Annotated in this window: 8 protein-coding genes; 2 read left to right on the top strand and 6 right to left on the bottom strand. The window is 72.7% G+C overall.

The window, feature by feature from the left end; genetic code table 11:
• A partial coding sequence (locus tag H3C53_04855; protein MBW7916002.1) for a PPC domain-containing protein occupies positions 1-774 on the bottom strand: 774 nt, incomplete at its 3' end.
• Between the two features lie 107 nt (positions 775-881).
• Here H3C53_04855 and lepB point away from each other — a divergent pair.
• Positions 882-1,856 carry a signal peptidase I gene (gene lepB / locus H3C53_04850; protein ID MBW7916001.1) on the top strand — a complete coding sequence of 325 codons (975 nt, stop codon included), beginning with the start codon at positions 882-884 and terminating at the stop codon, positions 1,854-1,856.
• Between the two features lie 76 nt (positions 1,857-1,932).
• On the opposite strand, the gene uxaC is transcribed toward lepB, so the two are convergent.
• The 5 genes from uxaC to H3C53_04825 form a co-directional block, all read right to left on the bottom strand.
• Positions 1,933-3,354 carry a glucuronate isomerase gene (gene uxaC, locus H3C53_04845; protein ID MBW7916000.1) on the bottom strand — a complete coding sequence of 474 codons (1,422 nt, stop codon included), beginning with the start codon at positions 3,352-3,354 and terminating at the stop codon, positions 1,933-1,935.
• A complete protein-coding gene (locus H3C53_04840) occupies positions 3,351-4,865 on the bottom strand; it encodes a hypothetical protein (GenBank protein MBW7915999.1) in 1,515 nt (504 codons plus the stop codon). Before H3C53_04840 ends, uxaC begins: the two co-directional genes overlap by 4 nt.
• A gap of 72 nt (positions 4,866-4,937) precedes the next feature.
• On the bottom strand, positions 4,938-5,951 hold the full coding sequence (locus tag H3C53_04835; GenBank protein ID MBW7915998.1) for a LacI family DNA-binding transcriptional regulator: 1,014 nt from the start codon (positions 5,949-5,951) through the stop codon (positions 4,938-4,940).
• Positions 5,952-5,997: 46 nt separating this feature from the next.
• Positions 5,998-6,816 carry an SDR family oxidoreductase gene (locus tag H3C53_04830; protein MBW7915997.1) on the bottom strand — a complete coding sequence of 273 codons (819 nt, stop codon included), beginning with the start codon at positions 6,814-6,816 and terminating at the stop codon, positions 5,998-6,000.
• On the bottom strand, positions 6,813-7,595 hold the full coding sequence (locus tag H3C53_04825) for a glucosamine-6-phosphate deaminase (protein ID MBW7915996.1): 783 nt from the start codon (positions 7,593-7,595) through the stop codon (positions 6,813-6,815). Before H3C53_04825 ends, H3C53_04830 begins: the two co-directional genes overlap by 4 nt.
• 221 nt (positions 7,596-7,816) lie before the next feature.
• Here H3C53_04825 and H3C53_04820 point away from each other — a divergent pair, with 221 nt between their 5' ends.
• Positions 7,817-8,446, top strand: coding sequence for a LysE family translocator (locus tag H3C53_04820; protein ID MBW7915995.1), 630 nt, complete (start codon positions 7,817-7,819; stop codon positions 8,444-8,446).
• The last annotated feature ends 28 nt before the right edge of the window (positions 8,447-8,474 follow it).

The raw sequence follows: 8,474 nt of genomic DNA, 5'->3' as shown, positions 1-8,474 counted from the left end.
GGACCAGCTGCTCACGTACACGACGTACTCGCCGGGTGCGAGGGCGGCGAAGATCTGCGAGTCGGTGGCGTAGCCGCTCGCCTCGCTGTAGTCGTGATCGTCGTTGGAGGCGAGGAGCCTCCCGGCCGCGTCGAACAGGTAGAGGTAGGTGTCGAAGTCCGAGGAAGCGGCGTCGATCTTGAGGGCCACCTCCGACTCGAGGGTGAAGCGGTAGGCCCTGCTCGGCCCGGTCCAGCCTTCCGGGACGACGGGGTCGGTCGCGGCGAGGGCGCCGTCGATCGCGCCCGGCACGGTCACGACGGTCGCGTCGTCGAGCGAGAAGCTGGGCTGGACGTCGAGGCGCAGCTCGTAGGCGCCGAGCCCGTACTGAGCGTACGCGCTGGCGACGACCGTGTACCGGCCCTCCTGATCAACGTAGAGCGAGACGTACGAGCGGTTGGCGTCGCCACCGTCGTAGTCCGCGTCGTCGTTCGCCTCGACCAGGTTGCCGGCGGGGTCGAAGACGCTGAGGAAGGTGTCGAAGTCGTAGCTGCGCAGCTCCAGCTCGACGTACGCGCCGACAACGCCCTCGAACTGGTAGAGATCGAGGTGGGCGCCGTCCTTGTAGCTCTGTCCGTCGGCCTCGGTCAGCTCGCCGGCGGCGGCGACCCCCGGGGTCAGGACCGGGAGCTGTGACACGTAGTAGTTGGGGACGATGAAGGGTCGCTGGGCGGTGGCGGTGAGGCTTAGCGCCAGCGTGGAGAGGGCGATGAGCGGTGCGAGCCGACGAAGCATGTGGATCCTTTCGCGAGCGAGCGGTCCGGGGTTCGCCGATGTCACCGCGGCGCCCGCCTCGCACCGATTGTACGGGGCCGCCCGCGTTCGCGGTAGGCTATGCCGTCATGACGAGATCAGACCAGAAACGGCCGGATTCCCCGCGCGAGACCGCTCGGGCGCGCCTCCGCCCCGGCGGATCGGCGGGCGCGGCGCGCCCGCAGACACTCACCCTCCGGCAGCGGGTCTGGCGCGAGGTGCGGGGCTACGGCGAGGCGCTCGTCATCGCCTTCCTCGTCGTCACCTTCCTCTTCACGACCGTCGGCGTCGTCGGCACGTCGATGGAGCCCAACCTGGACGGCGGCAACGGGCGCGGCAACCTGCTGCAGGCGCTCCTGACGGGTGACCGCGTCTTCATCCCCAAGTACGACACCTGGTTGCGGCGGGCCGGCGTGCTCGGTCCCTACCAGCGGGGCGCCGTCGTCGTGCTGCGCGAGCCGGCCAACGCCCCCACCGCGCTGGAGACGGGCAAGCGCAACTTCTTCATCAAGCGCGTGGTGGCTGTGCCGGGCGACCGGCTGCGGATCGAGCGGGGCCAGGTCTTCGTGAACGGCGTCGCCATCGACCAGGGTTTCATCACCGACGCGGGCACCGTGCGCGTCGCGCCCGTCGACTTCCCGTTGGTGGTGGTGCGGGGCGGGGAGGTCGCGGCGTTGGTCATGGGCTTCGAGACGACACCCAAGGGCAACAGCGTGCCGATGCTGCCGATGGGCGGTTTCGTCCCCGCCAGCGTCAGCGTCGACGACCCGCGGGTCCAGCTCTTCTACGGGAACGTGGTGGGCGGCGTAGAGGTTCCCCCCGGCACGCCGGAGGGGACGCCCGTGGTGCTCGACCTCGTCGTGCCCGACGGCAAGTACTTCGTCATGGGCGACAACCGCTCCGCCGGCGGGTCCGAGGACTCGCGTTACTTTGGTCCGGTGGACGCCATCGCCATCGCGGGCCGCGCCACCGCCGTCATCTGGCCGCCCAGGCGGGACGGGCACTGGAACTTCAGGGGGTTGGCCGCGCCGGCCGCGTTCGCGGCGGCGGGCGCCGGTCGGTAGGCGCGAGCGTCCGCGGTTAGTCCCGCGGGGCGGGTCTAGGGGGCTGGTCGGCCGCCGGCCGGAACCGCGCTCCCGGTCAGGGCGCGCCCAGGCGGTAGGTCTCCTTCGTGAGGTCGTAGGCCAGCGCGCGCGCCAGGGCGGGCGCCTCGTCCCGGTCGATGAGGCCGCGCACGGCGCGCCCGGCCAGCCAGTTGCAGGTGACGCGCCGCCACACGTCGTGGCGGGCCGGTATCGACGGGAACGCGCGCGTGTCGTCGACGAACCCCGCCAGGTTGTAGATCCCCGCCGTCTCGGTCACGGCGTCGAGGTAGCGTTCCATGCCCAGCACCGAGTCGAAGAACCACCACGGTGCCCCGAGGCGCACGCTCGGGTAGAAGCCGGCCAGCGGCGCCAGCTCGCGGGCGTAGGGGGTCTCGTCGACGGTGTAGAGGACGAGGCGGAACGTGGGGTGGTCGCCTAGCTCGTCGAGTAGCGGCCTCAGCTCGCGCGTGAAGGTGGCGGCCACGGGGATGTCGGCGCCCTTGTCGCGACCGAAGCGGGCGAACGTCGGCGCGTGGTGGTCGCGCAGGGAGCCGACGTGGAGCTGCATGACGAGGCCGTCGGCGGCGCTCATGCGCGCGGACTGCAGCAGCATGTGGGCGGCGAAGGCGCGGCGCTCGTCGGCGCTCGCCGTGCCCGCCCGCACGCGCCCGTACACCGCCTCGACGCCCGGCAGTTCGGCCACGTGCGCGCTGATGGCCGCGTGATCCGTCGCCGTGGCCCCGGCGGCCTTGAAGGCGGCGCGGCGCTGCTCGAGGGCCTCGACGTAGCCGGCGTAACCGTCGACGGCCACGCCGCTGCGCTCCTCGAGGGCGTCGAGTGCCGCCGGGAAGTCGTCGCGGCTCGGGTCGAGGACAGCGTCCGGCCGGAACGTTGGCACCACTGGCAGGCCGGCGGCCTGCAGCGCGGCGTGCTCGCTCAGGCCGTCCGTGGCGGCGTCGGTGGTGGCCAGCACCTCCAGCCCGAACCGGCGGAAGAGGGCGCGGGGCCGGAAGGCGGGCTGGGCGAGCTTGTCGTTCAGGTGGTCGAAGGTGCGGTCGGCGGTCGCGGCGGAGGGTCGCTCGGCGAGACCGAAGAGTTCCGTGAACTCCTGCTTCAGCCACAGCCCGGACGGCGTGCCGGCGAACAGGTGGTAGTGGGACGCGAACTCGCGCCAGATCGCCCGCGGGTCCGTCTCCACCGGCGCGCCGTCGAGGGGCGCCACGCCGAGCCGGGCCAGGGGCACGCCCTGGCTATGGAGCATGCGCAGCAGGTAGTGGTCCGGGACGACGAACGTCTGCGCCGGGTCGCCGAAGGGGGCGTCCTCGAGCAACAGGCCGGGGGAGACGTGCCCGTGCGGCGAGAGCAGCGGCAGGCCGGCCACCCCTTCGTACAGCTCCCGGGCCAGGCTCCGCTGGGTGGGTTCGGGCGCGAAGCAGCGGTCGGGGTCGAGCGTCCACGGCGTGGCTGGGGCGGTCATGCCGTCACCTCACTGGAGGTCACGAGAGGGGCGAGGTGCCGTTCGAAGTGGCGCCGCAGCGCCGCGCGGTACGCGGCCGGGTGGTGGCGGAGGGCGGCGCCGATCTCGGCTCCGTAGGTCCTCAGCGCCGACCCGAAGGTGACGTGCAGAACCTGGCGGGCGTCGGTCTGCTCGAGGAGGGCGCCGACGGCGGCGCCCGGCAACGACGCGAGGGCGGGCATGCCGGCCGGGCTACCCGAGATGTGATAGCTCTGCACGTCCTCCGCGAAGCGTTCGGCGGCGAGGCGCGCGATGCGGTGCAGCAGCTCGGGTTCATGGGCGCCTATGACCCGTAGCGCCTCCAGGTAGCTGGTGCCGGCGGTCTTCAGGTGCACCAGGCCGCCCGTGGCCTGTGTCGCCGGGGCGTAGACCGAGAACTTGTCGGAGCCGGAGTGGAGGCTCAGCTTGTAGGGTCCAAGCTGCGCCGCGATGGACGCGTGCCCCCGCAGGTGGTCGGCGAGGGCCGCGAGGTCGCCGCGGTACTCGACGCCCTTCTCGAAGTCGCCAACGAAGCGGGGGGCGAGCGACACCCACTCGACGCCCAGGCGCCTGAGCTCGGTCGCGAAGTAGAGGTGTTCCCCGAGGGAGGTGGGCGTCGGCGTCTCGTCGACCGACACCTCGAGCTCGGTCGGGTAGGTGGCGCTCCGCCTAAGGTGGCCGGCGAGGCGGGCCACGTGCGCCACGGCGCGACCGTACTTGACGGCGGCCCGCTCCAGCTCGCCCGGTCCGAACGAGACTGCGCGGTCGCCGGTGTCGAGCGTGGCGCCGCCAAGGCGCGCCCGCAGGTCGGCGGGGGTGGTGTCGAGGTCCGCCCATGGCAGCGCCGCGAAGGCGCTCTCGAGCGCCGAGCCCGTCATGCCGTCCGCGGCCGCGTCGACGTGGGCGCCTGGGTCGATGGTGAAGAAGCTGTAGCCGGCGGCCAGGCAGAGGTCGACGTCGGCCTCCGACTTCAGGTGGTCGGCGTCGGCGCCGACCGGGGCTGACCAGCCGGCGAGGAAGGCTCCCCAGGTCGCGTCGTCCACGACCTCCTGGGGGGTCCTGCCGGTGCGCGCGTTCTCGCGCATCGACTGTTGGGCGAATATCGGCGCCACCGAGGTCGCCCCGGCCGCCCGCAGGGCGTCGACGTGGCCCGGCGTGGCGAGGCCGAGCCTGTCGCCGAAGCCGGCGCTGGTGGCGAGCCCGAGGGGGCGCGGCGTCAGGTTTGGTAGCAGCCGCCTGAGCGCCGCGAGCGTGGTCGCGTCGCGTTCGGCCCGGATGACGATCAGGTCGTCCGCGGCGTGGCGCTCCCCGGCGAGCCCCACCAGGCGCCGGTCGGCGGCCGGGGCGGCGACCACCACGCGTTCGGCGTCGCCGTCCGCCTCCGCCCAGGCGAAGAGCCCCTCGTGGTCGCGCGCGCTCTCGAGTATGGCGGCGGTGCCCTCGCGGACCGCCACGTCCACCGCGGGTCGGTTGGTGCCTCTCGGATCAGTCATCCTCAACTCCTCGGGTGAGGGCGGCGCCCTCACGTGTTCGAGCCGCGTGGCCACGCCGTCGGCCGCGGCACGTCACGGGGCGCTTTCCCTGACGATCAGCTCCGGCCTGAAGGTCACGTCCTCGGGGTGGGCGCCGCGCTGCAGCTCGAATATCGTCTCGCACGCCAGGCGTCCCATCCGGTACTTCTCGATGCGCAGGGTCGTGAGGCTGGGGGAGGCGAGGCTGGCGAGGCGGATGTCGTCGCACCCCACCACCGCCACGTCCTCCGGCACGCGCAGCCCGGCGTCCTGGAGGGCCCGGACCGCGCCCAGCGCGCTCAGGTCGTTGTACGCGACGATGCCGTCGAAGCCGCCGGGGCTTCGCGCCCCGGCGGCGACCAAGTGGGCCAAGAGCTCGTAGCCCGCCTCCTCGGTCGGTTCGCAGGAGAGGAGACGGTTCCCGTCCTGCGGCAGCCGGGCCGCCTTGACGGCCGCGACGAAGCCGGCCCGCCGGTAGCGCGCGCTGGCGGAGCGTTCCGGCCCGCCGAGGTGGAGGAGCCGGCGCCGCCCCCCCGCCACGAGGTGCCTGACCGCCAGGTCGGCGCCGTGCTGGTCGTCCACCATCAGGCTCACGGCGCGCGCGCCCGCGACGTGGCGGTTTATCAGGACGGCCGCCGAGTGCGCCGCCAGCAGCTCGGCCAGCTCGTGATCTGCGAGCCGCGGCGAGCAGACGATGATGCCGTCCACCCGGTGCCCCGCCAGGTTGCGCACGGCGGCGCGTTCGCGCGCGGGGTCCTCGACGGCGTTGGCGAGCGCCACCGTGTAGCCCGCCTGCCACGCGGCGTCCTCTGCGCCCCGCACGATCTCGGGGAAGAACGGGTTGGTGATGTCGGGCACCACGATCCCGATCGTGCGGGTCCGGCCCTGCGTGAGGGAGCGCGCGAGCTGGTTCGGCTGGTACCCCAACTCGGCGATGGCGCGGCGGACGCGCTGGCGCGTGGCCTCGCTGACGCGGCCGTTGTCGTTCACCACCCGCGACACGGTCATGGTCGACACGCCGGCGCGGCGCGCCACGTCGGCGTTGGTGACACGGCGCGAGCGCTTCACGGCCCCAGCTCACCGCCCCGTCGGCCGCCGGACCGTCACGCGCGGCTCACACCCCGCTCGTCACCGCGAAGCCGCCGTCGACGGGAACGACGACCCCCGTCACGAAGCGGCTGGCGTCGGAGCAGAGCCACACCAGGGTGCCCACCAGCTCCTCGGGTTCGCCGAACCGCCCGAGGGGCGTGTGGTCGATGATGGTGCTACCGCGCGGCGTGAGAGAGCCGTCCTCCTCGAGCAGGAGGCGGCGGTTCTGGTTGCCGATGAAGAAGCCGGGCGCCAGCGCGTTCACCCGCAACGCTCCGCCGTGCTGCCGCCCGAACTCCATGGCCAACCAGCGGGTGAGGTTGTCTATCGCGGCCTTGGCCGACGAGTAGCCCACCACGCGCGTTATGGCGCGCAGCGCCGCCATGGAGGAGACGTTGACGATGCTACCGTGCCCGCCCTTCGCGAGCTCGGGGCCGAACACCTGGATAGGTAGGACCGTGCCCATGTAGTTGAGGTCGACCACCTCGCGCATGGGCGCCTCGGCCAGCTCGAAGAAGCTCGCGCCGGGCTGGAGCGTGGCGCCCGGCATGTTGCCGCCCGCCGCGTTCACGAGCACGTCGAGGCGACCGAACCGCGCGAGGATGGCGTCTCGCGCCCCCTCGAGCTGCGCGCGCTGCAGGACGTCCGCGGGCGTGGCGATGGCGTCGTGGCCCTCGGCAACCAGGCGCTCGGCGAGCTCCCGCGCCCGTTCGGCGTTCCTCCCGAGGACGGCCACTTTCGCCCCGCGCGCCGCCAGCCCGCGCGCCATCTCGCCGCCCAGCACGCCGGTGGCGCCCGTGACGAGCGCCACGCGCCCGGTGAGGTCGAAGAGGTCCGCCTTCACCGCAGACCTGCCGCGGAGGCCGGATCCAGGTAGAGGCGGGCGTGGTGCACGGTGCGGAGGATGGAGCCGGGCCTGGACTCGTCCACCGGTTCGTAGAGGCAGGCGCGCACGGCCGCCACCTTGCGAGCCTCCGGCACGATGCAGAGGACCCGCTTGGCCGCGAGGAGCGCCGGGATCGTCAGGGTGATGGCGTGCGTCGGGACGCTGGCGAGGTCGGGGAAGTGCCCCTCGCCCACCTGCTGCTTGCGGCTGGCCTCGGCCAACTCGATGACCTTCACCCAGCGCGGGTCGTGGAAGAGGGCGTAGGGCGGGTCGTTGAAGGCGAGGTGGCCGTTCTCGCCCCAGCCCAGCGCCACGAGGTCGGCCGGGTGGGCCCGCAGGAGCGCCTCGTACGCGCGGCAGTTCTCCTCGGCCTCGTCCTGGTCGCCTGGCACCGGGTGGAACTCGCCGAGCGGCACGTGATCGACGAAGTGCTCGTGCAGGAAGCGCGGGAAGCTGGCGGGGTGCCCGTCGGGCAGCCCCAGGTACTCGTCCATGTGGAAGGCGCGCACGCGTCGCCAGTCGATGCCGTCCAGCTCGCGCAGCGCGTGGAGGAACGCCAGCTGCGAGTTGCCGGTGGCGAGGATGACGTTCGCCTCCCCGCGCTGCGCGATGGCGGCGGCGAGCACCTGCCGGGCGGCGAGGGCGGCGGCCGATCCCATGGCCTCCGTGCTGTCGTACACGCCGATCGGTAGGGAATCGACCTCGAGTTCACGTACCGGTGTGGGTGCGCCTGGCATGCGGACGTCCTTTCGCTCGCCGTGGACCGCCGGGGAACGCGCGGGTAGCGTCCGGGACGCTCCGTACCCGTTGAAGCGGTTCGGGCGAGTGGGTGTGAGTCGTCGCTGCGACCCCCTGTTCGACACGTTAGGTTACCGCTAACGCAAGCTGCTCGACTGGGGACGAGGATAGGGTGGAGGCCCGGGTATGTCAAGACTCGGATGGACGGGGAGACCGGCATATGATCGACGGCACGACGCTCGTCACCTACATGGCCATCGTCCTGGGGTTCGTGTTCATCCCCGGGCCCGCTACGCTGTTGGTCGCCGCTCGGGCGACGACCTCGGGCGCGAGGGTCGGCATCGCGACCGGCGTCGGGATCGCGACGGGCGACGTGATCCACACCTTCCTGGCGATAGGCGGGGTCTCGGCCATCGTCGCGGCGTCCGCCGCGCTCTTCGGCATCGTCAAGTACCTGGGCGCGGGCTACCTCGTGTTCCTCGGCGTTCAGGCGATGGTGGCGAAGGCTCCCGCCCGGCAGGCCGCGGGACGGACCCTGCCGGTCTCCGCCGGGACGGCCTACAAGCAGGCCGTGTTGACCGAGCTCCTCAACCCGAAGACCGCCCTGTTCTTCCTGGCCTTCCTGCCGCAGTTCGTGAACCAGGCCGGCGGGTCGGTCGCGCTGCAACTCACCGTCTTGGGGATCACCTTCGTGCTGCTCGGCCTCTTCAGCTGCGTGGTCTTCGCCGTCTCCGCCGGGAGGCTGGGCAGCTTCCTGCGGCGCAACCCGGCGGTGTCTAGGTGGCAGGGCAAGGCCGTCGGCGCCGTCTTCTGCGCGCTGGGCGTGCGCTTGGCGCTCGAGGAGCTCTGAGTGTTCACGCGAGCGGGTCCGCGCGTCG

The sequence above is a fragment of the Trueperaceae bacterium genome (assembly GCA_019454765.1).
Taxonomy (GTDB): Bacteria; Deinococcota; Deinococci; order Deinococcales; family Trueperaceae; genus JAAYYF01.
Note: the sequence above shows the minus strand (reverse complement) of the source record. Positions and strands in the feature narration are given on the sequence as shown.

Bases quoted from the DNA above. Each gene is read 5' to 3' on its own strand.
- lepB (MBW7916001.1), top strand. From the start codon at position 882: ATGACGAGATCAGACCAGAAACGGCCGGATTCCCCGCGCGAGACCGCT.
- uxaC (MBW7916000.1), bottom strand. From the start codon at position 3,354: ATGACCGCCCCAGCCACGCCGTGGACGCTCGACCCCGACCGCTGCTTC.
- H3C53_04840 (MBW7915999.1), bottom strand. From the start codon at position 4,865: ATGACTGATCCGAGAGGCACCAACCGACCCGCGGTGGACGTGGCGGTC.
- H3C53_04825 (MBW7915996.1), bottom strand. From the start codon at position 7,595: ATGCCAGGCGCACCCACACCGGTACGTGAACTCGAGGTCGATTCCCTA.
- H3C53_04820 (MBW7915995.1), top strand. From the start codon at position 7,817: ATGATCGACGGCACGACGCTCGTCACCTACATGGCCATCGTCCTGGGG.